This window comes from Chryseobacterium sp. SIMBA_029 (genome assembly GCF_046535275.1).
In the GTDB taxonomy this organism is placed as follows: domain Bacteria; phylum Bacteroidota; class Bacteroidia; order Flavobacteriales; family Weeksellaceae; genus Chryseobacterium.
This window is the reverse complement of sequence record NZ_JAWRXA010000004.1, coordinates 98,729-120,467: the sequence shown is the minus strand read 5'-3', so window position 1 is coordinate 120,467 and position 21,739 is coordinate 98,729. Positions and strand designations below refer to the sequence as shown.

Annotated in this window: 26 protein-coding genes and 1 riboswitch; of the genes, 12 read left to right on the top strand and 14 right to left on the bottom strand. The window is 36.3% G+C overall.

Features of this window, described 5'->3' with window-relative positions; all coding sequences use genetic code 11:
- Positions 1 to 75 precede the first annotated feature (75 nt).
- Positions 76 to 507, top strand: coding sequence for a hypothetical protein (locus SB679_RS08345; protein WP_410701796.1), 432 nt, complete (start codon positions 76 to 78; stop codon positions 505 to 507).
- A gap of 54 nt (positions 508 to 561) precedes the next feature.
- Here the strand turns inward: SB679_RS08345 and SB679_RS08340 are convergent, their stop codons facing one another.
- A complete protein-coding gene (locus SB679_RS08340) occupies positions 562 to 1,839 on the bottom strand; it encodes a replication-associated recombination protein A (RefSeq protein ID WP_410701795.1) in 1,278 nt (425 codons plus the stop codon).
- A gap of 102 nt (positions 1,840 to 1,941) precedes the next feature.
- Here SB679_RS08340 and yidD point away from each other — a divergent pair, with 102 nt between their 5' ends.
- Together yidD and lgt are read left to right on the top strand one after the other, a co-directional pair.
- Positions 1,942 to 2,193 carry a membrane protein insertion efficiency factor YidD gene (gene yidD / locus SB679_RS08335; RefSeq protein ID WP_034709616.1) on the top strand — a complete coding sequence of 84 codons (252 nt, stop codon included), beginning with the start codon at positions 1,942 to 1,944 and terminating at the stop codon, positions 2,191 to 2,193.
- Positions 2,194 to 2,635: 442 nt separating this feature from the next.
- Positions 2,636 to 3,484 (top strand): prolipoprotein diacylglyceryl transferase, encoded by an 849-nt coding sequence (gene lgt, locus SB679_RS08330; RefSeq protein ID WP_410702095.1) that lies wholly within the window; start codon positions 2,636 to 2,638, stop codon positions 3,482 to 3,484.
- Between the two features lie 81 nt (positions 3,485 to 3,565).
- Here lgt and SB679_RS08325 read toward each other — a convergent pair whose 3' ends face one another.
- A complete protein-coding gene (locus SB679_RS08325; RefSeq protein ID WP_410701794.1) occupies positions 3,566 to 5,083 on the bottom strand; it encodes an NAD(P)H-hydrate dehydratase in 1,518 nt (505 codons plus the stop codon).
- Between the two features lie 253 nt (positions 5,084 to 5,336).
- Between SB679_RS08325 and mscL the strand changes: the two genes are divergently transcribed.
- Positions 5,337 to 5,717 carry a large conductance mechanosensitive channel protein MscL gene (gene mscL / locus SB679_RS08320; RefSeq protein ID WP_410701793.1) on the top strand — a complete coding sequence of 127 codons (381 nt, stop codon included), beginning with the start codon at positions 5,337 to 5,339 and terminating at the stop codon, positions 5,715 to 5,717.
- 48 nt (positions 5,718 to 5,765) lie between these two features.
- Here the strand turns inward: mscL and SB679_RS08315 are convergent, their stop codons facing one another.
- From SB679_RS08315 to SB679_RS08305, 3 genes are all read right to left on the bottom strand, one after another.
- Positions 5,766 to 6,725 carry a D-2-hydroxyacid dehydrogenase gene (locus tag SB679_RS08315; protein ID WP_410701792.1) on the bottom strand — a complete coding sequence of 320 codons (960 nt, stop codon included), beginning with the start codon at positions 6,723 to 6,725 and terminating at the stop codon, positions 5,766 to 5,768.
- A 90-nt stretch (positions 6,726 to 6,815) separates the two neighbouring features.
- Entirely contained in the window at positions 6,816 to 7,220 is a 405-nt protein-coding gene (locus tag SB679_RS08310; RefSeq protein WP_034709612.1) for a phosphoheptose isomerase, read from the bottom strand.
- 191 nt (positions 7,221 to 7,411) lie between these two features.
- Entirely contained in the window at positions 7,412 to 7,828 is a 417-nt protein-coding gene (locus SB679_RS08305; RefSeq protein WP_410701791.1) for a carboxymuconolactone decarboxylase family protein, read from the bottom strand.
- A gap of 107 nt (positions 7,829 to 7,935) precedes the next feature.
- On the opposite strand from SB679_RS08305, the gene SB679_RS08300 reads away from it, so the two are divergent.
- From SB679_RS08300 to gcvT, 4 genes are all read left to right on the top strand, one after another.
- Positions 7,936 to 8,772, top strand: coding sequence for an AraC family transcriptional regulator (locus SB679_RS08300; protein WP_410701790.1), 837 nt, complete (start codon positions 7,936 to 7,938; stop codon positions 8,770 to 8,772).
- Between the two features lie 134 nt (positions 8,773 to 8,906).
- Positions 8,907 to 9,416 carry an isopentenyl-diphosphate Delta-isomerase gene (gene idi / locus SB679_RS08295; protein ID WP_410701789.1) on the top strand — a complete coding sequence of 170 codons (510 nt, stop codon included), beginning with the start codon at positions 8,907 to 8,909 and terminating at the stop codon, positions 9,414 to 9,416.
- A 3-nt stretch (positions 9,417 to 9,419) separates the two neighbouring features.
- Positions 9,420 to 9,890, top strand: coding sequence for a hypothetical protein (locus SB679_RS08290; protein WP_410701788.1), 471 nt, complete (start codon positions 9,420 to 9,422; stop codon positions 9,888 to 9,890).
- A gap of 8 nt (positions 9,891 to 9,898) precedes the next feature.
- Positions 9,899 to 10,975 carry a glycine cleavage system aminomethyltransferase GcvT gene (gene gcvT / locus SB679_RS08285; RefSeq protein ID WP_410701787.1) on the top strand — a complete coding sequence of 359 codons (1,077 nt, stop codon included), beginning with the start codon at positions 9,899 to 9,901 and terminating at the stop codon, positions 10,973 to 10,975.
- Positions 10,976 to 11,171: 196 nt separating this feature from the next.
- On the opposite strand, the gene SB679_RS08280 is transcribed toward gcvT, so the two are convergent.
- A complete protein-coding gene (locus tag SB679_RS08280; RefSeq protein WP_084681362.1) occupies positions 11,172 to 11,525 on the bottom strand; it encodes an arsenate reductase family protein in 354 nt (117 codons plus the stop codon).
- Positions 11,526 to 11,643: 118 nt separating this feature from the next.
- Between SB679_RS08280 and SB679_RS08275 the strand changes: the two genes are divergently transcribed.
- The 4 genes from SB679_RS08275 (at position 11,644) to SB679_RS08260 (ending at position 15,741) form a co-directional block, all read left to right on the top strand.
- Positions 11,644 to 12,114, top strand: coding sequence for an acyl-CoA thioesterase (locus SB679_RS08275; protein WP_034709606.1), 471 nt, complete (start codon positions 11,644 to 11,646; stop codon positions 12,112 to 12,114).
- Positions 12,115 to 12,149: 35 nt separating this feature from the next.
- Positions 12,150 to 12,217: riboswitch (Fluoride riboswitch) on the top strand.
- Positions 12,218 to 12,248: 31 nt separating this feature from the next.
- Entirely contained in the window at positions 12,249 to 13,556 is a 1,308-nt protein-coding gene (locus SB679_RS08270) for a voltage-gated chloride channel family protein (protein ID WP_410701786.1), read from the top strand.
- An 89-nt stretch (positions 13,557 to 13,645) separates the two neighbouring features.
- Positions 13,646 to 14,518: a LysR substrate-binding domain-containing protein gene (locus SB679_RS08265; protein WP_410701785.1), complete on the top strand. Its 873-nt coding sequence runs from the start codon at positions 13,646 to 13,648 to the stop codon at positions 14,516 to 14,518.
- 287 nt (positions 14,519 to 14,805) lie between these two features.
- Positions 14,806 to 15,741: a YeiH family protein gene (locus SB679_RS08260; RefSeq protein ID WP_410701784.1), complete on the top strand. Its 936-nt coding sequence runs from the start codon at positions 14,806 to 14,808 to the stop codon at positions 15,739 to 15,741.
- Positions 15,742 to 15,821: 80 nt separating this feature from the next.
- Here SB679_RS08260 and SB679_RS08255 read toward each other — a convergent pair whose 3' ends face one another.
- The 8 genes from SB679_RS08255 to SB679_RS08220 form a co-directional block, all read right to left on the bottom strand.
- Complete coding sequence (locus SB679_RS08255; RefSeq protein WP_410701783.1) at positions 15,822 to 16,031, bottom strand: hypothetical protein; 210 nt, start codon at positions 16,029 to 16,031, stop codon at positions 15,822 to 15,824.
- Between the two features lie 252 nt (positions 16,032 to 16,283).
- Positions 16,284 to 16,460 (bottom strand): hypothetical protein, encoded by a 177-nt coding sequence (locus SB679_RS08250; protein WP_410701782.1) that lies wholly within the window; start codon positions 16,458 to 16,460, stop codon positions 16,284 to 16,286.
- A gap of 277 nt (positions 16,461 to 16,737) precedes the next feature.
- The gene (locus tag SB679_RS08245; protein ID WP_410701781.1) at positions 16,738 to 16,932 is read right to left on the bottom strand and encodes a hypothetical protein; all 195 of its coding nucleotides are present in this window, start codon (positions 16,930 to 16,932) and stop codon (positions 16,738 to 16,740) included.
- Between the two features lie 168 nt (positions 16,933 to 17,100).
- Complete coding sequence (locus SB679_RS08240) at positions 17,101 to 18,348, bottom strand: MFS transporter (RefSeq protein ID WP_410701780.1); 1,248 nt, start codon at positions 18,346 to 18,348, stop codon at positions 17,101 to 17,103.
- Between the two features lie 74 nt (positions 18,349 to 18,422).
- Positions 18,423 to 19,994, bottom strand: coding sequence for a ribonuclease Y (rny, locus tag SB679_RS08235; protein ID WP_410701779.1), 1,572 nt, complete (start codon positions 19,992 to 19,994; stop codon positions 18,423 to 18,425).
- A gap of 233 nt (positions 19,995 to 20,227) precedes the next feature.
- Positions 20,228 to 20,515, bottom strand: a complete 288-nt coding sequence (locus tag SB679_RS08230) for a cell division protein ZapA (RefSeq protein WP_410701778.1) — start codon at positions 20,513 to 20,515, stop codon at positions 20,228 to 20,230.
- On the bottom strand, positions 20,515 to 20,817 hold the full coding sequence (locus SB679_RS08225; protein WP_034709599.1) for a hypothetical protein: 303 nt from the start codon (positions 20,815 to 20,817) through the stop codon (positions 20,515 to 20,517). Before SB679_RS08225 ends, SB679_RS08230 begins: the two co-directional genes overlap by 1 nt.
- Before the next feature lie 137 nt (positions 20,818 to 20,954).
- Positions 20,955 to 21,737 (bottom strand): porin family protein, encoded by a 783-nt coding sequence (locus tag SB679_RS08220; protein WP_034709598.1) that lies wholly within the window; start codon positions 21,735 to 21,737, stop codon positions 20,955 to 20,957.
- Between the last annotated feature and the right edge of the window lie 2 nt (positions 21,738 to 21,739).

Sequence of the window (21,739 nt, the reverse complement as noted above, 5' to 3'; positions counted from 1 at the left end):
TATAATAAAAATTTATTCAGATTTTATAAAAATTAACTATATTTATCACGTTTTTAATAGTTACATATTCTGATTATGAAAAAAATCCTATACTCCTTTTTCCTGTTATCATTTGCTGCTTTATCTGCACAAAAGAATCCTTCCGTAAAGTTTGCAGTAGCCAATGACGTTGTCGGGACTGTAGATATGTTTAATGCCAGAAAGAGCATTGTGCAGAGTTCAAATGTCTATAAAACGCAGGCTGCTTTACCCCAGAATCTAAAAAAATACAGCTACATTGCCGATCAGGGAATTACTGAATTTAAAATCAAAAACGGATTTCAGGGTTTAGATAAAATAGCCCTGTCACAACTGAATGAACAGAATAATATCGCACAAGATACTCCTGTCTTCATCGAAGGTTATGAGTTTCCTAATACCAAAACAATGGTGTACGGAGACATTCTAGTTAAAACTGAAGTTAAAGATTACAACGGTAAAAAATCTTTATTTATTACCACTAAATAGTTTTCTATATCATATTTATAACAAAGGATACTCTTTCGGGTATCCTTTATTGTATTAGTATTTGTGAGTCCATTTTTTCTTGAGCTCTTCGTAGATTTTCTTTTCAGTAGCATTATTTCCAGGTTCGTATATTTTCACGTCCCTGATTTCCTGAGGCAGAAAGTCCTGCTCTACAAAGTTTCCTTCATAAGAATGAGCATATTTATATTCCTTTCCGTAGTCCAGATCCTTCATCAGCTTCGTAGGTGCATTTCTGAGATGCAGAGGAACCGGAAGATTTCCGGTTTGTTTTACGAGTGCTAACGCATCATTGATGGCCATATAGGCGGAATTACTTTTAGGAGAAACCGCAAGATAGACTGCCGTTTCACTTAAAATAATTCTCGACTCGGGATTTCCGATGACATTCACCGCCTGAAAACAGTTATTGGCGATTACTAAAGCATTAGGATTAGCCAACCCGATATCTTCAGCAGCTAAAATAAGCATTCGTCTTGCAATGAATTTAATATCCTCGCCACCGGCAATCATCCTGGCCAACCAGTATACCGCACCATCAGGATCACCGCCACGCATTGACTTGATGAACGCTGAAATAATATCATAGTGCTGCTCACCATTTTTATCATACAATGCCATCGTCTCCTGAAGAACTGAAAGCACATCAGCATTGATGATTTCATTTGTATCTGAGTTTTTATACTGATTAAGCACCAGCTCTACAGAATTGATCAATTTTCTGGCATCTCCTCCGGAATATTGTATAAAAGCCTCTTTTTCAAGGATTTTAAAATCAGTACCTTCATCTTTATTATACCTTTCGGAGGCTGTATCTATCAGCTCCTCGAGTTTCTCATAACTCAACGCTTTCAGCACATACACCTGACTTCTTGAAAGTAAAGCGGAAACCACTTCAAAACTCGGATTTTCTGTAGTTGCTCCAATCAGGACAATCCATCCTTTTTCAACAGCATGAAGAAGGGAATCCTGCTGGGATTTGTTGAAGCGGTGGATTTCATCAATAAATAAAATCGGTGATTTTCCCGAAAACAGATTTTGATTTTTGGCATCTTCAATAATATCGCGTACATCCTTTACTCCTGAAGAAACCGCTGAAAGCTTATAAAAATTCCTTCCCGATTTTTCAGAAACAATTTCTGCAAGCGTTGTCTTCCCGGTTCCCGGAGGTCCCCAGAAAATCAATGAATTCAGCGTATTGTTCTCTATCATTTTTCTTATCGTGCCTTTTTCTCCGGTAAGATGTTCCTGCCCGAGAACTTCTTCCAAAGTTTTCGGTCTTAATTTTTCAGCTAGTGGGATATTTTGATTCAAGATAATTTTAAATTTTTGAATGAATGTTTCAAAGTCTGACCGCCTGAAACTTCTAACAAATTTAAACTAATTTTCATTTTTTTACCCTATTTTTGCAATGTTTTGAAACTTACATTCAATAAAATCATTACTTTTCCGCTGGTAATTTTAATAAAATTTTACCAATGGTTCATCTCGCCGTTACTTCCTAAAAATTGCCGTTATGAACCTACCTGTTCGCATTACATGGTGAAAGCGCTGCAGGTTCACGGGATATTTAAAGGATTCTGGCTGGGAATCAGAAGAATTTCAAAATGCCATCCCTGGGGTGGAAGCGGTTATGATCCCGTACCTCCAAAGAAATTAAATCAGTAAACCAACTATTAAATAAATAGAAATGAGTCATATTTTTTTCAGAATTTACCTCGTCGTATTTGTATGCATCACTCAGTGTTTTTTTGCACAGGAATATCCCGGAGGCTTATCTGACGGAACTCTAAAAGTAAATGAAACCGCTCTTCCCGTAAAAATTTATTCTACTACTGAAGCAGGTGATCTTAATGCTTTTCCCGACAAAACTACCGAAAATAATGTTTTGGTTATTTTGAATGAATCAAGTTTTGAACCCTCTTTTTACAGCTTTACTGCAGGAACTCTTGCCAAATATAAAGCTTCAAGATATCAGCTGTTAGATAAAAATTTCAAACCGATCGGCAACCAGATTACGGAAGATAATATCAGGAACTTTAAGTATGCTGTAAAATCCAACAAGCAGATTACAGCCAATGATCATGTAACACTTGAAACTCCTTTCTCCATCTGGGATCCTTCCAAAGGTATCCAGCTTGGTCCAATTACTTTACATTTCTACAGTTTAATGTTTGTTCTTGCTTTTGGTCTCGGTTATGTTATCATGAGTAAAATCTTTAAAATAGACAATGTTAACCAAAAATATCTGGAACCTCTTTTTACCTGGACTTTAATCGGAACAATCCTTGGGGCGAGATTAGGACATGTTATTTTCTATCAGCCTGAATTATTTAAAGAAGATTTCTGGAGCGTATTTTTACCGATCAGCACCAAAAACGGTTTAAAATTCACGGGATTTTCCGGTCTGGCAAGCCACGGAGCCACTATAGCCGTTATCATTACTACATTATACTATTCGTTTAAGATCATCAGAAAAAATCCTTTATGGGTACTGGACAGAGTAGGAATTGTTGTGGCGTTGGGCGGTACTTTTGTAAGATTGGGAAATTTCTTCAACTCTGAAATCATAGGAAAACCGATTGATCCAACTTCTCCGTTTGCTATACTTTTTCCGCAGCAGAGCAGTGAATACGGCGCTACGGTTCCCCGCTATCCTACTCAGCTATTCGAAGCATTCGGGTATATCTGTCTGTTTGTTTTGTTATGGATTCTTTACACAAAAACAAGTAAAAAATATCAACAGGGCTGGCTTTTCGGATTGTTCTTTATCATTCTTTGGGCCATCAGATTCTTTGTAGAATTCTTAAAAATGCCTCAGGGTGATGAGTTCATTCAAATCGGAGGATTGAATACCGGACAGGTGCTTTCTATTCCGTTTATGATTGCAGGAGTTATCATTATGTTTATGTCAAATAAATTTAAGATCACTCAGGCTGAAAACGAAAAACCAGACTAGTATACATCTTCATTGAAGACGATCTATAAAAAAAGGCAAATTTGCGATATGCAAATTTGCCTTTTTTCTTTCCTTTATATATTAGAGTTTTATCGCCGTCATTTTATGAAGTTCTTCAAAAACATGTCCAAATTCATTGATTACATCGGTAGGAAGCATCGCCTCCTGCGCATGTTTTTCAGCAGCAAGATCGGCTGCCCTTCCATGAAGCCAGACTCCAAGAATACAGGCATCTTCTTTAGAGTATCCCTGTCCCCGCAGAGAGGTCAGCACTCCTGTAAGAATATCTCCACTTCCTCCTTTTGCAAGGCCTGCATTTCCTTTTATATTATAGAAAACGTTTCCTTCGGGAGTAACCACCTGGGTGTGATGGTCTTTTAATACAATATAAATATCCAGTTCTTTTGCTTTTTTCCGAGCTAATACAAGTCTTTCGAAAGAATCTTCGGTACTTCCAAATAACCTCTCAAATTCCTTAGGATGTGGAGTTATAATGGATTTTTCAGGGATCATTTTCAAATTTCCTTTAGCTTTTGAAATTATATTTAAAGCATCAGCATCTAAAATCAAAGGTTCATAATAATTTTTCAGAAATGATAAAAATGCTTTTTCTGTTTCAGGGTGGGTTCCCAGACCGGGACCAATTCCGAAAACAGCATCTTTTTCCATATCAAAATGGTCAATATACTGATTTCCCCCTTCAATAAACATCGCTTCCGGGCATGAAACCTGAAGGATATCATATCCGCATCTCGGAGCCAAAGTGAAAATCAGGCCGGCACCGGTTTTCAAAGCTGATCTTGTAGCCAGTACTGCCGCACCTATTTTCCCATAGCTTCCGCCACTAATCACCACTTTACCATACGTTCCTTTGTGGGAAAAATCTTTTCTTGGTTTAAAAATATGCTTAACCACTTCATCATCAATCACAAAATCATTCGTTTCTGTCGCTGAAATATATTCCCTGCTCAAACCAATATCCAAAATAATAACTTTTCCTGCATCAGGCCCTGTTTCAGGGTGAAGGAAGCTTTTCTTCCAGGATTGAAAGCTCAATGTATAATCAGATCTTACAACCGTAGCTCCCGCATCAGAAAAACTGTCTGCAAACAGCCCTGAAGGAAGATCAATAGAAATCTTAACATTCTCTTTTAAATTGATCTGATTCACCAGTCTTTTATAAATTCCTTCCAACGGTCTGGACAGTCCTGTTCCAAAAAGGGCATCAATAATCAGTGTTTTGCTGTCAAAATGATACTGATCAATTTCTTTAAATTCCCTGATTGAAATTCCGGAGACGTCTTTTAGTCTTTTAAAGTTAACCGCAGCATTATCTGAAAGCTTCATTTTAGGATCCTGCATAAATACATCAACATCAAACCCTTTCAGATAAAGCATTCTTGCTACTGCAAATCCATCTCCGCCATTGTTTCCGCTTCCGCAGAAAACGGCACATTTTCTGTGATTTTTACAATTTTCGGAGATCCAGTCTGCACATGCCAGTGAGGCTCTTTCCATCAATTGTACGGAAGAGACAGGTTCGTGGGAAATAGTATATTGATCGCAACGCCGGATCTGTTCTGCAGTGAAAATTTTCATGATTGATCGTAAGTTTCAGGCAAATTACAAAAGATTTTCCTAATATAACCACTCATAACCCGTTGCATATGAAAAACATTCCTGTTCCATTATCCTTCAAAACAGCTTAAATTAAAATTCATCATTCTCATAAAAACCAGGATTAATTATCCATTAATTCATTCTGTATCGAATAAAAAAACCTTCAAATTTCACGTTTTTTACATTTTTTAATTATATTTTTGTGTATATACTAATTAAAAAAATATAAATTATGGGATTTGTTACTGAGTTTAAAAGTTTTGCTTTTAAAGGCAATGTTCTTGATTTAGCTGTCGGTGTGATCATTGGTGCAGCTTTTGGAAAAATCGTTTCTTCACTGGTAGAAGATGTTATTACACCATTATTGTTAAATCCGGCATTAAAAGCTGCTGGTGCAGAAAACATTTCTAAACTTTCCTGGAATGGAGTGATGTATGGGAATTTTCTTTCTGCAATCATCAACTTTTTATGTATCGCCATGGTTCTTTTCTGGATTATAAAGGGTGCTAATAAAATTTCCAAAAAAGAAGATCCGGCTCCGGCAGGACCTACAGAAGATCAAAAATTATTAATAGAAATCAGAGATTTACTGAAAAGCAAGAACACTATATAACATAAAAACACCTCAATTGAGGTGTTTTTTATTTCTATCCGATTCAAATTAATGGATCTGTAAAATGCTGGAGATCTGTTCTGCCAAAGAAAGACCAATTCTGTCCTGAGCTTCCATCGTTGACGCTCCTGTATGAGGGGTCAAAGAAATTTTAGAATGCATAAGAATATCTTTAGAAGGTGTTGGCTCGTTAATGAATACATCCAATCCTGCGAATCTTACCTTTCCGGAATCAAGAGCTTCTATTAATGCCTTTTCATCAATCACTCCGCCTCTTGAACAGTTTACGACAGCAACACCGTCTTTCATGATATCAAATTCATTTTTACCAATCATATATCCGTCTTTTTGAGCCGGAACGTGAAGGGTAATAAAATCTGAATGCTTTAAAACATCCTGTAAAGGCTCAGTTTCAATATCTACATTGATGAACTGATTGTTATAGAATTTTACTTTAATACTGGCTCTTCCTATATTATTATCAGCAGCGATTACTCTCATGCCAAGTCCTAAAGCAATTCTTGCAACCTCCTGTCCGATTCTTCCCATCCCTACAATACCGATAGTTTTCCCTCTTAATTCAATCCCTGCAGCATATGCTTTTTTAAGACCTGAAAAATCTGTATCTCCTACTACTGGCATTTTCCTGTTGGAATCCTGTAAGAATCTTGCTCCTGAAAACAGATGTGCAAAAACAAGTTCAGCAACCGATTCTGAAGAAGCTGATGGTGTATTGATCACATGAAGTCCTTTTTCTCTTGCATAATCTACATCGATATTATCCATTCCTACTCCTCCTCTTCCGATAATTTCAATCGAAGGACAACCATCAATAATATCTTTTCTTACCTGTGTAGCACTTCGTACCAGTAATGTACGGATCTTGTGTTCATTAATGTAATCTACCAAAAACTCCTGCGGAACTTTTGCAGTAATCACTTCAAATCCTTTCTCAGTTAATGCATCAATCCCAGATTGATCCAAGCCATCGTTTGCTAAAATTTTCATAAATACAATTTATATTTAAAAATTAAAGAGATTTAAAGAGTAAAAAAATCCTTGTGATTTCTTATTCCTTAAATCTCTCCATTATCTGTTTTAATCTTCTTTAAAAACTTCGATAGTAACCTGCTTTTCTACCAAATCCGTAAATTTCCCTTTGTATCTTGTAGCTCTCACAAGGTGATTGTCGATCCAGTGGTAGTTTCCGCCTCTTGGTTTTCCGCACAGTACGCTGTGGTATTTAAAACCATGCTTATCCAGCCAGTCTATTGTAATTTGTTTTAGATTTTCTGTTCTTGAAGTGAAAAAGCAGATCTGGTGTCCCTCGTCATACCATTTGTTCACGGTTTCCAAAGCATCCGGATAAGGTTCACAGGTAACCATTCTTTCTGGTTCTTCATTGGGAACATCATCTGTAATGGTTCCGTCAATATCAATTAAATAGTTTTTTACCCCGTCCTTAAGAATTGGACTTATATGCTCATTATATTCTAATTCCATCCATAAAAAATTGAATTGCAAAGTTAAGGTTTTTACATGTAAAGAAATCATTAAACTTAGTTTATATTGATTTTTAACATCATAAACATGCATTTAATGGATAAATTAAACATTTACCTTGCTGTTTCTGCAATTATGGTTAAAATTTTTCTTTTTTTATCCTCAATTTTCAATATAAAATTATGTAAAGACTAAAATTTATCACCCAAACTTATCCGCAACCGGTTCAAAGCATTCATTAGGGAGATACTGGCAGTTAATTCTACGACTTCTTTTTCTGAAAACTCTTGCTGCAAATCTTTAAGAATATATTCTGTTTCTTCTGTCAGATTAGTTACTGTATCAGCCCATCTTAATACCAGTACCTGTTTGGTACTGAATGAAACAGAATGTTTATATCCGGGAATTTTATCTATTAAAGATTGTTCAAGTCCCATTTCCCGCAATTCATTGGAATGAAAGCTGCAGCAATATGAACATCCATTTAACTGTGATATTCTTAATTCGGCAAGGGCGATAAGCGCGTTATCCATTCCGGAATTTCTGATACTTGTATGTGCCTGATACAAGTGCCCCACTGTTCTTTTTGAAATCTCTTTATAATCCATACTTTTTTTGACAAAGTTAGCAGTACAGCCATTTTTAAAAGAGTATAATAAACTGATCATTGAGTAAAAATAAAAGATTTATTTTTGCAAATCCAGACTTCACAGGAATGAATCACATACAGGAACTTATTGAAATAGAAATCGCTGAACTTACAGAGTGGCAGGACAGATTCCGTACAAACAGTTTCTTTGAACTGGTATTCATTCTTAAAGGAAAAGGAATTCAAAGTATAGAGTATAAAACCAGGAATTACCAAAAAGACGATTTTTTTCTTCTTCCCTATTCCAAATGTCATGCTTATGAAATTACAGAGCCAACGACATTTCTGTTCATCCGGTTCACAGAGCATTATTTTAAAAATCTTAGCAATACATCCATAGATTATCTGCAATGGTACAGCAGGCTTAATTATATTATTGGTTTTTATGATTTCAGCACTGGGCTGCCTATTGTGAATGAAAAAGATAAAAATCTGGTTAAGAAACTTTTTGAAATCATTTGGAACGAGAAAGCACAACCCTCAGAATACTCAGAAATAGTTACAGCCAATAGTTTGTCTTCTCTGCTGACCATCATCAGCTCAAAGTTGAATCCGGAAGTGTCTCAAAAAAATGACAGTAAATTTTCGGAGATTATTCAACACATTAATCAGAATATTATTGATGAAAATAAACTATCTGTCGCTTATCTTTCCGAGCGTTTCAATATTTCCAACAAATATTTCAGCGAATATTTTAAAAGAAACAGCCACGAATCCTTGAAAGAATACATTCAAAAAACAAAACTTCAGATTGCTGTCAACAGAATACAATATACCCAGACTCCTCTTCAGGAAATTGCCTGGAGTTTAGGTTTTACCGATGGAAGCCATTTAAATAAATCTCTGAAAAAACATTTCGGACTCATTGCATCTTTACTAAGAAAGGCAAAAAAGCAGGAGTAATAGATTATATTTAACAGTATTACCTGCTGAAAAACACCACAATCAGGGCCTCTGATTACGCTCAATATCGCTTTCGGATATGATGTTTTCCCAAAAATTTCCAAAATACATTTATTAAACTTACATTTGTAGAAATGGAAGAATTCGTAGTTTTAGTAACTCCTGAAGATGAAGTTTTGGGTCTGATGGAAAAACAGCAGGCTCACATCAATGGTTTGCTGCACCGTGCATTTTCTGTATTTCTATTCAACAGCAAAGGCGAAATGCTGCTGCAAAAAAGAGCTTCGGGAAAATACCACTCTCCCAACCAGTGGACCAATGCAGTATGCTCACATCCCAGAGAAGGTGAAACGTATCTGGAAGGCGCTAACCGCAGATTAAAGGAAGAATTGGGAATTGAGGCTGATCTTTCGGAAAAATTCAATTTCATTTATAAAGCAGACGTCGGCAAAGGCCTTTGGGAGCATGAACTCGACTATGTTTTTATTGGAAATCATGAAGATGAGTTTCAGTTAAACAAGGATGAAGTGAAAGAAGTACGCTATATTTCCATGGCCGATCTGGATACAGAAATAATGAATTCCCCTGAAAATTTCACAGAGTGGTTTAAGATCATTCTTGAAGAATATAAGCACCATTTTTAAGTGATGAAAAAAACAGCATTAGTACTAGCTTTTGCATTGGGAAGCTTTGCCTTTGCCCAAAAAGCACAGAGTTTTGACAGCTCCAATTATTCCATCAACATTCCCGAAGGATGGAAGTCTACCAACGACAGTGATATTATCAACATTTTTCCTACTAGCGAAATCGGGGCAATTACCATTTCGGAATATCACGATTTAGACCTTCCAAAGGCAGAAATGAAAAAATTCATTCTTGCTCTTTATCAGTCTAAGGAAGAGGAACAAAAGGTAAAAGAAAATAAAGGTAAAAAAGGATATACAGAATATTTTTACGAGTATTTTGATGAAAAAGAAAAACTTTTCTGGATCACCAGGGCTTTCCAGAAAGACAAAGATCTTTATCTGGTTTCCATCAACTGCGGACAGAAATACTGGAACGGGAACTACATGAACCTTTTCAACGAAACTTTCAATAGTTTTAAAATAAAGAAATAAAAATTAATATGAAGAAAACGGCCTTGTACGACAAACACGTCTCTTTAGGAGCTAAGATCGTACCTTTCGCAGGTTATGAAATGCCTGTGCAATATTCCGGAGTAACGGAAGAGCATTTTGCAGTAAGAGAAAAAGCAGGATTATTTGATGTTTCCCACATGGGACAGTTTTTTGTTGAAGGTCCGGAAGCTAAAGATTTGCTGCAGATCGTTACAACGAATAACGTTGATGCTTTAGAAAACGGAAAAGCTCAGTACACTTGTCTTCCCAATGAAAATGGCGGTATTGTAGATGATCTTATCGTTTATAAAATTGAAGACGGAAAATATTTCGTAGTGGTAAACGCTTCTAATATTGAGAAAGACTGGAACCACATCGTAAAGTTCAATAAATTCGATGCTGTTCTTACGAATGCTTCTGATGACATGTCTTTACTGGCTGTACAAGGGCCAAAAGCTACTGAAATCCTTCAAAAACTGACTGACATCAACCTTTCTGAAATTCCTTATTATCATTTCACGATAGGGTCTGTTGCCGGAGTAAATGATGTTATTATTTCCAACACCGGATATACCGGAAGCGGAGGTTTTGAAATTTATTTTAACAATGACAATGCTGAATTGCTTTGGGACGAAATCATTAAGGCTGGTCAGCCTGAAGGAATTATTCCATGTGGATTGGCAGCAAGAGATACGCTAAGACTTGAAAAAGGTTTCTGTCTTTACGGAATGGATATCGATGATACCACTTCACCTATTGAAGCCGGATTGGGTTGGATTACGAAATTTGACAAAGATTTTGTTTCCAAAGATATTTTCGCCAAACAAAAAGAAGAAGGTGTTACCAGAAAACTGGTTGGTTTTGAGCTTCAGGATAAAGGGGTTCCAAGACATGACTACCCTGTTGTAGATGCAGAGGGCAACGTCATTGGAAAAGTAACTTCCGGAACTCAGTCTCCTATGAAAAAGATCGGTTTGGGATTGGCTTATGTAGACAAACCACACTTCAAATTAGGCTCTGAAATCTTTATTCAGATCAGAAATAAAAATATTCCTGCAAAAGTGGTAAAAACTCCTTTTGTATAATCGAATATAAGATCATATACAAAAACCCGCTGAGCATTTCAGCGGGTTTATTTTTTATTTTTATGTAAAGAGACACCTAATAACATTTCATCCCAACCTAGCCATTTATCTATAAAACAGTATATAATTACACACTATTTTCAGCTAAAGATTACTCTATTATTGGTGCTATCATTAAATAAAAACTGGTGTTGAATTAATTTTTTCCAAAAAAAGATTCCAGCTCGGAAATATTCTTTTTATCATTTCCAACAAAAACGTGGGTATCGGTAAGGAAAACCGGACGCTTTAAAAATGTATAATGATCAAGAAGTAATTCTTTATAATCTTCTTCCGTCAAAGTTTTCACATCGATTTCTCTCAGTTTAAGCTGAGTAGATTTTTTACTGAATAATGCCTCATAAGATCCTGTATGCTTGTACATTGCTTCTAATTCTTCTTCCGTGATAGGATCTTTTTTGATCTCGCGAAGCTCCCAATCTTTAAGGCTAAACTTTGCTAATATTTTTCTGCAGGTATCGCAGCTATTAAGATGAAATACTTTTTTCATTATTATTATTGAATTTCTATTATTACACAAATGTAATCTTTTAAAAGTTGATACATCTAAAGTCGTATTTATCTGAAGTTTAAAAATTATTAAATATCTTTATTCAAATTTTATAAAAATGCAGAACAAACCTATTACCTTCCAATTTATTTCAGAGCCTTCGGATGTCAATTATGGAGGAAATGTACATGGAGGAAGTGTTATGAAATGGATTGATCAGGCCGGCTATGCCTGTGCTACAACGTGGAGTGGGAATTATTCTGTAACAGTGTATGTAGGAGGCATCCGTTTTTACGAGCCTATAAAAATCGGTGAAATTGTACAAGTGGAAGCCCAGGTTATTTATACAGGTTCTTCAAGTATGCATATTGCCATTAATGTTTTTTCAAGAAATCTGAAACAGCCGGTTTTCGATAAAAAAACCCATTGTATTATTGTATTTGTTGCGGTAGATGAAAATGGTAAAAAATTACCGGTCCCAAAATGGATTCCGGAAACCGAAGAGGAAAAGCAGCAGGAAAAATATGCTAAACGCCTTATGGACCTCAGAACACAGATTGAAGATGAAATGAAACCATTTATAAAATAAACTGAACAGTTTTTTATTGGTTATTATTATATTTGTAAGATCAAGGAAATGGTGTTCTTCCTTCCCCAACCGCTTTACAAAAGCTGATGACGCCTGATTAACAGATTATTAACAATAACTGATCAGGAATTATTATGTTTAAACATCAACGAAATTTAAGTAAAACAATATCAGTGTACACCCGGTTTTTCTTTAGAAAATTTCCGGCACTTCCCTCTATTGCAAAATGGCTGTGCATCAGTATCATCATCGGCTTACTGGTAGGAACGGTATCTGCAGGCTTTCTGCAATCGCTGCAATGGGCTACTGATTTCAGGGAAAACCATATCTGGCTTATTGCTTTTCTTCCGGTTGCAGGATTTTTAATAGGACTTTTATATTACCGCCTGGGCAAAGATATTGAAGCCGGGAATAATCTTCTGATCGACAGCATTCATGATCCTAAAGAAATTATTCCGTTCAGGATGGCACCTTTTGTCTATCTGGGAACAATAGCTACACATTTTTTTGGAGGTTCTGCAGGCCGTGAAGGGACTGCACTTCAAATGGCTGCTGCCATTGCAGATCAATTGAGCAAGCCTTTTAAACTTAACAAAGAAGAAAGGAAAATACTCCTTATTGCTGCCATCGCTGCAGGTTTTGGGTCCGTATTCGGAACTCCGCTGGCAGGTGCCATTTTTGGCCTTGAAGTTTTTTTAATAGGAAGGATTCGTTATAATGCTATTTTTCCGGCTTTTGCCTCTGCAATACTCGCCGATTGGGTAACAGATCTTTGGCAGGTAAAGCACACCCACTATCATATTGATCTGGTTCCGAAACTTGAGTTTCTGCCTATCTTATACAGTATTTTGGCGGGCATCGCCTTCGGAATCTGCGCAGCAGCATTCAGTAGGTGTATTCATTGGGCAGGTTCAGTTTTTAAATCAAAAATTACATACCCTCCCCTGCGTCCTGTTGTTGGAGGTATTCTGGTTGCGGCAGCAGTTTTCGCAATGGGAACAACTAGATATATCGGACTGGGAATCCCAGTCATTATAGAATCTTTTGAACAACAGCTTCCCCTATATGATTTTGCCCTAAAAATGATCTTTACGATCGTTACCCTTGCCGCAGGTTTTAAAGGGGGTGAAGTTACTCCTTTGTTCTTCATAGGAGCTACTCTTGGAAGCGGTCTAGCTCTTTTTATCCCACTCCCATTTGGTTTACTGGCCGGTATGGGATTTGTTGCTGTATTTGCCGGAGCGACCAATACCCCATTAGCCTGCATCCTGATGGGAATTGAACTGTTTGGAGCGGAATCCGGGATCTACATTGCCATTGCCTGCGTCGTTTCTTATCTCCTTTCCGGACACAACAGCATTTATACGAAGCAAAAAATTGGTGAACCCAAAAACAGCAGATATGGAAATCATCAGGATAAAAGTATGTCTGAGATTCGGTGACGGGAATGAGAAGATAAGAATCAAGATGTCAGATGTCAGATTTTGGAAATTGTTTAATTTTATTAAATTCATTTATTTACACTTATAGAATGTTTGATTACAGGTTAAAAGTTTTTCATACCACTGCTACCAGACTGAGCTTTACAAAAGCTGCAGAAGAACTGCATATTTCCCAACCTGCTGTAACCAAACACATCAAAGAGATTGAAAATCAGCTGAACACCAAATTATTTGACCGGAAAGGAACTTCCATCCAGCTCACTCAAAGCGGAAAAACTTTGTACGGATATGCCGAAAAAATCCGCAATCTGTACCGGGACATGGAGTTCGAAATCGGACAAATCAATCAACAGCATAAAGGAAAACTGATTATTGGTGCCAGTACAACCGTTGCACAATATATTCTTCCCGAGATTTTAGCAAAATTCAATACGTATTATAAAGACATTAAGATTGAGCTCCTCACCCACAATACGGAAGATATTTCAGAACTGTTGAAACAGGGCAAGATCGATCTGGGTATCATTGAAGGTGAATCGCAGTCTTCCTATTTTGATTATAAAATCTTTAAGCCTGATGAGATCGTTCTGGTCGCAAAAACAGACCATCCACTAGCCCATAAAAATCTGGTTTTAAAAGATCTATATAATCTAAACCTGATTTTCAGGGAACAAGGTTCTGGAACTCTGGAGTTTATCCAGAACCGCTTGAAAGAAAAGGGCATTCATATCGATGAACTGAATACCGTCATGCATCTGGGAAGTAGCGAAAGTATTAAAAATTATCTGCTCCATTCCGACTGCATGGCATTCTTATCGATCAGTACGGTTTTAAATGAATTGAAATACAATTCCTTAACCATTATCGACATTAAAAATTTCAGTATCGAAAGAAATTTCCATTTTATCCTTCCAAAAGGTGAACAATCTGAATTGATTAGGTTCTTTTTGGCTAAGGTGTGATTTTGTGTTTGGTTGATAGTTACTGGTTGTCTGTTGTTGGTGTCTAGTGTTTAGTGTCTAGTTTTTTGGCTGTGCATTGAATTGATAGTCTGATGTCTGATGTCTGATGTCTGATGTCTGATGTCTGATGTCTGATGTCTGAAATCTAGCATCTTGATTAACATCTCATTTCTAAACTGTTATTTCTCTACAACCCATAACCAAAAGTTATTCTATATAACAAAATACGATATACTTTGTAATAATAAATTATGGAATTTTGAAGAATGATTTCAAAACTTTATATTATGAAATATTTCATTCAAAATGGAAAGTCTAAAAGAATACTATTTATCCTTCTGGCTCTTTTATGTCTTACTCCATTAGTTTCCTCTCCTATTGCACTGGCATTGGGTTTTGCACTGGCAGTATGTATCGGAAACCCATTTGAAAAACATCTTCACCGGTATATTCAGCTTCTGCTTCAGATATCGATTGTTGGCTTAGGCTTTGGGCTCAAATTGAATGAAGCACTCCAGGCAGGAAAAACAGGATTTACATTGACTGTTATGAGCATTGTTACGGTCATGATACTGGGATATTTTTTAGGAAAACTTTTTAAGCTGGAAGGAAAATTATCCTATCTTATTTCTGTCGGAACTGCCATCTGTGGCGGAAGTGCTATTGCCGCAGCTTCTCCGATTATAAAACCCAGCACCAAACAGATTTCTCTGGCGCTCGCCATTATTTTCACCCTGAATTCTATTGCCCTGTTTGTTTATCCTGCCATTGGACATTTATTAAATCTGTCTCAAGAACAGTTTGGGCTTTGGTGCGCGGTGGGGATTCATGATACAAGTTCTGTAGTCGGGGCAGCAGGAAAATATGGAAATGAAGCGCTAAAAATAGCAACGACAGTAAAATTAGCCCGTGCTTTATGGATTATTCCGGTATCTCTGATTACCATGTTTATCTTTAAGAATAAAGAAACTAAAATCAAAATTCCATGGTTTATAGGATGGTTTATAGTGGCAATTGTACTGAATACTTACTTCCCGGCCTTTGAAACGATAAGTACAACCATCACCAATATCTCAAAATCCGGTCTCAATCTTACGTTATTTTTTATCGGTTCCAGCCTTTCGATAGAAACGTTAAAAACCATTGGTGTAAAACCGCTGGCAGTTGCTGTACTTCTTTGGATAACAATAAGTACAGGAAGTCTTTTGTTTATTATTCATTAAAAACAACAGGAGCCATTTGATATTCAAAAGGCTCCTGTTTTATTAAATGTGGAAATGTTTAATTCTATGAAATAAATAACTTAGTCAGCGGGTGATCCGCATGTATACACATCCGGACATGCAAAATACTGAGAACAGTAATCAGGACCTGTAGAAGCCCCTGTACAACTGCATCCGCATAAAGAAAAATCCGGTGTCCCCGGTTTAGCAGTTTTCCCGTTTCCTCCTGAAATACTTTTAAGATCTTCTTTTCTTAATTTCTTTGCATTTTTTACAAAGTTGTTTGTCATGTAATTTATTTTTAATGGTTAATGATGGTTTAGTTATTTTCAAATTTAACAAAAAAAATATAATTCACGAGCAATTGAATATTAAAATTAAAATATATTTGATTATATAAAAATATTACACAAACATAATCAAATAATGAAATCGATATTAAACTTCTTTTATATCATAGTGCACAAAAATAACCCCTCTGAAATTAAAGGGGTTATTATTATTTACATGTGAAAATTAATCTTCACAATAATGGCTACTGTTTAACAAGTATGCACTTGCAGGCATCTAATATACGCTGAGCAATAATCAGGACCTGTTACAGCACCTGTACAACTGCATTTGCATAAAGACAGATCCGGCTTAATGATTCCTCCTACGATCGACTTAAGATCAGTTTTTCTTAGCTTTTTAGCATTTTTCAAAATGTTGTGTGACATGTGATTTAATTTTTGGTGTTAATAATTTGTCTTAGTCTTCAAAATTACTCAAAAATATGATATTGACAAAAAATCACACAAAAACACAAACAACAAACGCATTAAATGTATTTTTAATGAAAAATTAATAACCAAAACATCTCTTAATTAACTATCGCCATTAAATAAATTGCTATTTCAGAAATAAATATCCTTTTTACCCAACAAATAACCCCTCTGAAATCAAAGGGGTTATTATTATTTTAATGTCGAATTATATTTCTAGGATAATATTATTTTAGATAGCCGTACCACATGTGTATACCTGTGGGCATCCGAAATACGTTGAGCAATATTCAGGACCTGTAACAGCACCTGAACAGCTGCATCCGCATAGAGACAAATCCGGCTTAATTTTACCGATTCCTCCTACGATGCTTTTAAGATCTTCTTTCTTTAATTTTTTAGCGTTTTTAAACATGTTGTTTGTCATGGGTTTTAATTTTTAGTATTAATTATAGTTTTAGTTACTTCCCAAAGTTAAACAAATATCTATTACCCAAAGCATAATTGATATGGCTTTTTATTAATTTATTAATATTATTTCAACCCATATAGGATCAACATAAAAACATATTCAAGTATTTATTATATAATTCATCTATTCTGTAAAATCCAGATCTTTGTTATGGGTTTCTGAAATGGTAAAAGATGAATAGAAAGCCAGCCCAAAAACAACGGCTCCTACCACGGCTGCACTCACGATGACAGAAAAGTCATTTTTAAGATGATCAAAAGAAAAAATCATCACAGGAACCAGCCCTCTTACCATATTGGGAACGGTCGTCGTAGCGGTATTCCTTATATTGGTTCCGAACTGTTCTGCTGCCAGTGTGACGAACATTGCCCAATATCCCGTTCCCAATCCAAGCCAGACGCAAAAGATATAATATTTGGTTTCTGTATCTGTATTCCCGAAAAGCATTATAACCGCACCAACCAACGTAAAAGCCAGCATATAAAAAATAGCCATTTTTCTGGATCTCAAAAGATGAGAGATAAAACCACTTAACAGGTCGCCGACAGAGATGCCTACATAAGCCCACATAATTGCTTTACCCGGGTTGATCTCCTTTATTCCCATTTCAGGCGCAAATTGATTGGCTAATACCGCCAGAATCCCAATACAATACCAGGTAGGCAACCCTACTGCAATACATTTTAGATACCGTATCAATCTATCCTTATTGGTGAAAAAAGAAAGGAAATTACCTTTGGATACAGATTGGTGATCTATTTTTTTGTAAATCCCGGATTCTGAAACACTTATTCGGAGAAACAGAAGCATAATTCCCAATACTCCACCGATGATATAAGAAATATTCCATCCACCTGCTAATTGTACGGTCAATTGGGCAACAACCGCGCCCATTAGCCCAAAACCTGCAACCACCGAAGTTCCTATTGCTCTTAAGTTTTTAGGAAGGCTTTCGGAAACCAATGTAATTCCGGCCCCTAATTCTCCTGCTAGACCAATTCCCGCAATAAACCGTAATCCGGCATAGGAATATACCAAATGTTCTTTTGGAAAGTACGGTAAAAACCCACAAGCTATATTAGCCAGAGAATATACAAGGATAGAACCGAAAAGTACTGAAAGACGTCCTTTTTTATCTCCAAAAATTCCCCAAAATATACCGCCTATCAGCAGTCCTACCATCTGGCAGTTCAAGATAAAGGTACCATCAGCATCAGGATTGAGGCCTAAAGCTTTTAAGCTGGGAATCCTTACAATTCCAAATAAAAGAAGGTCATAGATGTCTACAAAGTATCCCAGCGCAGAAATAATAACCGGAATTGAAAAAATATATTTCAGTTTTGAAGACAAAGGCATTTCAGTCGTTGACATTTTTTAAATTTTGATAAAAATAAAAAACCTTTCAATTACTTGAAAGGTTTTTATAAAATATCTTGATCCGATTATTATCTTGCAATATTTACGGCTCTTGTCTCTCTGATTACCGTTACTTTTACCTGTCCCGGGTACGTCAGTTCATTTTGAATTTTTTCTGAAATATCATAAGATAACTGAGAAGCAGTTTCGTCATTTACTCTTCCGCTTTCTACCATCACCCTCAATTCTCTACCTGCCTGGATCGCGTAAGCACTTGATACTCCTTCGAAGCTTAATGCTGCAGCCTCAAGATCTTTCAAACGCTGGATATAAGATTCCAGTACCTGACGTCTTGCTCCCGGTCTCGCTCCTGAAATAGCATCAGCTACCTGGATGATCGGAGATAATAATGAAGTCATTTCAACTTCGTCGTGGTGAGCTCCAATAGCATTGATCACCTCAGGGTTTTCTCCGTATTTCTCAGCCCACTGCATTCCTAATAAAGCGTGAGGAAGTTCAGACTCCTGCTCAGGAACTTTTCCGATATCGTGAAGAAGACCTGCTCTTTTCGCTAATTTTACATTTAACCCTAGTTCCGCAGCCATTGTCGCAGCAATATTGGCCACCTCTCTTGAGTGTTGAAGCAGGTTCTGTCCATAAGAAGAACGATATTTCATTCTTCCTACAATCTTGATCAATTCCGGGTGAAGCCCATGAATTCCAAGATCGATAACGGTTCTTTTCCCAACTTCAATAATTTCCTCTTCGATTTGTTTTCTTGTTTTTTCTACAACTTCTTCAATTCTTGCAGGGTGAATTCTTCCATCGGTAACCAATCTGTGAAGTGATAATCTTGCAATCTCTCTTCTTACAGGATCGAAACATGAAAGAAGGATCGCTTCCGGAGTATCATCTACAATAATCTCTACTCCTGTTATAGCCTCCAATGCACGGATATTTCTACCTTCTCTACCGATAATTCTACCTTTTACTTCATCAGATTCAATGTTGAAAACAGATACTGAATTTTCAATAGCCTGCTCCGTTCCAATTCTCTGAATGGTTTGAATGATAATTTTTCTGGCTTCACTTTTAGCGTTTAACTGCGCTTCTTCCATGATGCTCTGTACATGTGCCTGAGCTCTTGTTTTAGCTTCTGCCTTCATGGATTCTACCAACTCAGCTTTAGCTTCTTCAGCGCTATAATTAGATATTCTTTCAAGAATTTCGACTTTTTTATTGGTAATAGAGTCTAATTCCTGTTGCTTTCTATCTAAGGCTTCATTTTTCTTGGCATAATCAGCAATCTGCTTATCCAGGTCTTTTTCAAGTTTTCCTGTTTTGCTCAGTTCGTCATTTACCTTGTTCTCTTTGTCCTTAATTCTTTTCTCGCCCTCCTGCATTTTTCTTTCTCTGGACTGGATGTCTGCATCGTGCTGAGATTTCAATTCAAGGAATTTTTCTTTGGCCTGAAGGTTTTTTTCTTTCTTTATGGATTCAGCTTGTACGTTCGCTTTTTCTATTAAATTTTCGGCATTTTTCTTGGCATCATCTATAATAAATTTAGCTTTAGTATTCAGTGAACTTTTAGAGGATAGCATCCCTAAAACTGCACCTACTACTAAGCAGATCACGCTTATAATAATAGCGGTTGTTGTCATAATATATATTGAGTTTTAATTGTCATCATAATCATATTTACATAAAAAAAGCCCACAATAATTCAGGGATTGAGAGTAAACTCCTAATCAACACGATTTGAACTGATTTCCACTGTCTGTAATCCGGGAATCCGGCACGCCATTCGATGGACATTTGTTCGGTTATTGCTTAGCGTTGAGTTTACCTTAAATGTGTTAGAACTATTGTAGGCAGAACTTTTGGGAAAAAATATCTATTTCCCGTTTTCATCCAATGACTGATTAATTTGCGTTAATCTCTCGTTGGTTGAATGTATATTTTTTTCGTAATTGAGAGAAACTACTTCTGCGTTGGTTCCCAGTTTAAGGGCACACATCGCTAAAGCATCCTGTTTATCTCTAACATCGAAGTTTTGTTCAAAATCTTTAATCATATTCTCTATCTGCTTCCCTACTTTACGCAAAGTTTCCTCCTCTGCTGCCGGTACGTTCAGCGGATATACTCTTCCAGCAATGTTTACGGTTATTCTTCTTACCTCCATTATAATCCACTGTTTTGAAGCTGAGCAATACAGAAATCAATCTCTTTCACTAATCTGTTAATATGATTTTTCATCAACCTATTGTGTTCAGGATTTCCTGATATTGCTGAATAAAGTTTTATATTTTTTTGTTCTTCTGCTAATACCTGATTTTTCCGTCTCTCTTCATCATATTTCTTCTTCAGATCTTCATGTTCAGCATTTAGTTCTGATAATTTTTCAGCAAGACTCTTATAATTCTTTTGTAAATTCCAAATCTTTTTTTCTAATTCTGAAAAATTGTTTTCTAAATCTTGAAGCATTTCAGGTTTTGTATATTCTAACTAATAGCAAAAATAAAAAAATATTGACATTAATAAAAATAAAACGCTCTATATTTTGATATCTATACAAAAAAGGAGGTGCAAAAGCACCTCCTTTATATCTTAAGTCCTATTTTTTATTCAAATTTCAACATGAAAAATACAGCTCTGGTCTGTAATGTAGATACTGCAGATGTCCAATAAGGAGGAGTTGTTGCATTATCTGCCACTTTTTCGTTGTTCATAAAGAATGTTCCTCTGATAGCCGGAGTCAGTTTAAATTTATTGAAATATAACTGAATTCCCATTTCAGCAGACCATGCAAAGTTATGCGTTGTAGATCTGAAAACCTGCTGCATGTTGTCATCTGTAGAATCTGAATTCGATTGAAGGTTAACAATATAGTTCACCCCCGCTGCCACATATGGTCGTGAGTTGTACCATCTCTGACCATGAAGTTCTAATAATACAGGAATGTCTACCAATGTAGATTTGATTTCTCTTACTCTGTCTTTGTCCGTTAACGGAATTGGGATAAAAGCAGGATTTGTCAAAGTTCCAGCAGCGTACTGGTCATTCGACTGTGTATTAAAAGTCAATTGCCTCTGAGCAAATTGTAAGCCTGGTTCCATTCTTAGATCCAGATAGTCGCTCAGTCTCCACTTACCGATAAGTCCGGCACCAAAACTGTAGCTTTCTTTGGATGTAACAAGATTCTGGTTACCATTCATACCGTATCTCGGGTTTAAGACAATACGATAGTCTAGTTTATTGCCATTCAAATAAAAACCCCAACTAAATGTCTGTTCGTCGAAATCTTCCAACTTATCCATTCTGTTTCGGGTTCTGAATTGCGCATCTGCAAAAATGGCAATATTTACTGAGGCTAAAACCAGTGCTTTTAATAAAAATTTATTCATAG

Excerpts from the sequence above, each read along its gene's own strand:
- SB679_RS08310 (WP_034709612.1), bottom strand. The coding sequence starts at position 7,220 with ATGGAATTAGAATATAATGAGCATATAAGTCCAATTCTTAAGGACGGG.
- rny (WP_410701779.1), bottom strand. The coding sequence starts at position 19,994 with ATGACAACAACCGCTATTATTATAAGCGTGATCTGCTTAGTAGTAGGT.
- mscL (WP_410701793.1), top strand. The coding sequence starts at position 5,337 with ATGGGATTTGTTACTGAGTTTAAAAGTTTTGCTTTTAAAGGCAATGTT.
- SB679_RS08345 (WP_410701796.1), top strand. The coding sequence starts at position 76 with ATGAAAAAAATCCTATACTCCTTTTTCCTGTTATCATTTGCTGCTTTA.
- SB679_RS08270 (WP_410701786.1), top strand. The coding sequence starts at position 12,249 with ATGTTTAAACATCAACGAAATTTAAGTAAAACAATATCAGTGTACACC.
- SB679_RS08255 (WP_410701783.1), bottom strand. The coding sequence starts at position 16,031 with ATGACAAACAACTTTGTAAAAAATGCAAAGAAATTAAGAAAAGAAGAT.
- gcvT (WP_410701787.1), top strand. The coding sequence starts at position 9,899 with ATGAAGAAAACGGCCTTGTACGACAAACACGTCTCTTTAGGAGCTAAG.
- idi (WP_410701789.1), top strand. The coding sequence starts at position 8,907 with ATGGAAGAATTCGTAGTTTTAGTAACTCCTGAAGATGAAGTTTTGGGT.
- SB679_RS08325 (WP_410701794.1), bottom strand. The coding sequence starts at position 5,083 with ATGAAAATTTTCACTGCAGAACAGATCCGGCGTTGCGATCAATATACT.
- SB679_RS08305 (WP_410701791.1), bottom strand. The coding sequence starts at position 7,828 with ATGGATTATAAAGAGATTTCAAAAAGAACAGTGGGGCACTTGTATCAG.
- SB679_RS08265 (WP_410701785.1), top strand. The coding sequence starts at position 13,646 with ATGTTTGATTACAGGTTAAAAGTTTTTCATACCACTGCTACCAGACTG.
- SB679_RS08280 (WP_084681362.1), bottom strand. The coding sequence starts at position 11,525 with ATGAAAAAAGTATTTCATCTTAATAGCTGCGATACCTGCAGAAAAATA.
- SB679_RS08225 (WP_034709599.1), bottom strand. The coding sequence starts at position 20,817 with ATGCTTCAAGATTTAGAAAACAATTTTTCAGAATTAGAAAAAAAGATT.
- SB679_RS08290 (WP_410701788.1), top strand. The coding sequence starts at position 9,420 with ATGAAAAAAACAGCATTAGTACTAGCTTTTGCATTGGGAAGCTTTGCC.
- SB679_RS08300 (WP_410701790.1), top strand. The coding sequence starts at position 7,936 with ATGAATCACATACAGGAACTTATTGAAATAGAAATCGCTGAACTTACA.
- SB679_RS08245 (WP_410701781.1), bottom strand. The coding sequence starts at position 16,932 with ATGACAAACAACATGTTTAAAAACGCTAAAAAATTAAAGAAAGAAGAT.
- SB679_RS08240 (WP_410701780.1), bottom strand. The coding sequence starts at position 18,348 with ATGTCAACGACTGAAATGCCTTTGTCTTCAAAACTGAAATATATTTTT.
- SB679_RS08220 (WP_034709598.1), bottom strand. The coding sequence starts at position 21,737 with ATGAATAAATTTTTATTAAAAGCACTGGTTTTAGCCTCAGTAAATATT.
- SB679_RS08275 (WP_034709606.1), top strand. The coding sequence starts at position 11,644 with ATGCAGAACAAACCTATTACCTTCCAATTTATTTCAGAGCCTTCGGAT.
- SB679_RS08260 (WP_410701784.1), top strand. The coding sequence starts at position 14,806 with ATGAAATATTTCATTCAAAATGGAAAGTCTAAAAGAATACTATTTATC.
- SB679_RS08250 (WP_410701782.1), bottom strand. The coding sequence starts at position 16,460 with ATGTCACACAACATTTTGAAAAATGCTAAAAAGCTAAGAAAAACTGAT.
- SB679_RS08230 (WP_410701778.1), bottom strand. The coding sequence starts at position 20,515 with ATGGAGGTAAGAAGAATAACCGTAAACATTGCTGGAAGAGTATATCCG.
- SB679_RS08315 (WP_410701792.1), bottom strand. The coding sequence starts at position 6,725 with ATGAAAATTTTAGCAAACGATGGCTTGGATCAATCTGGGATTGATGCA.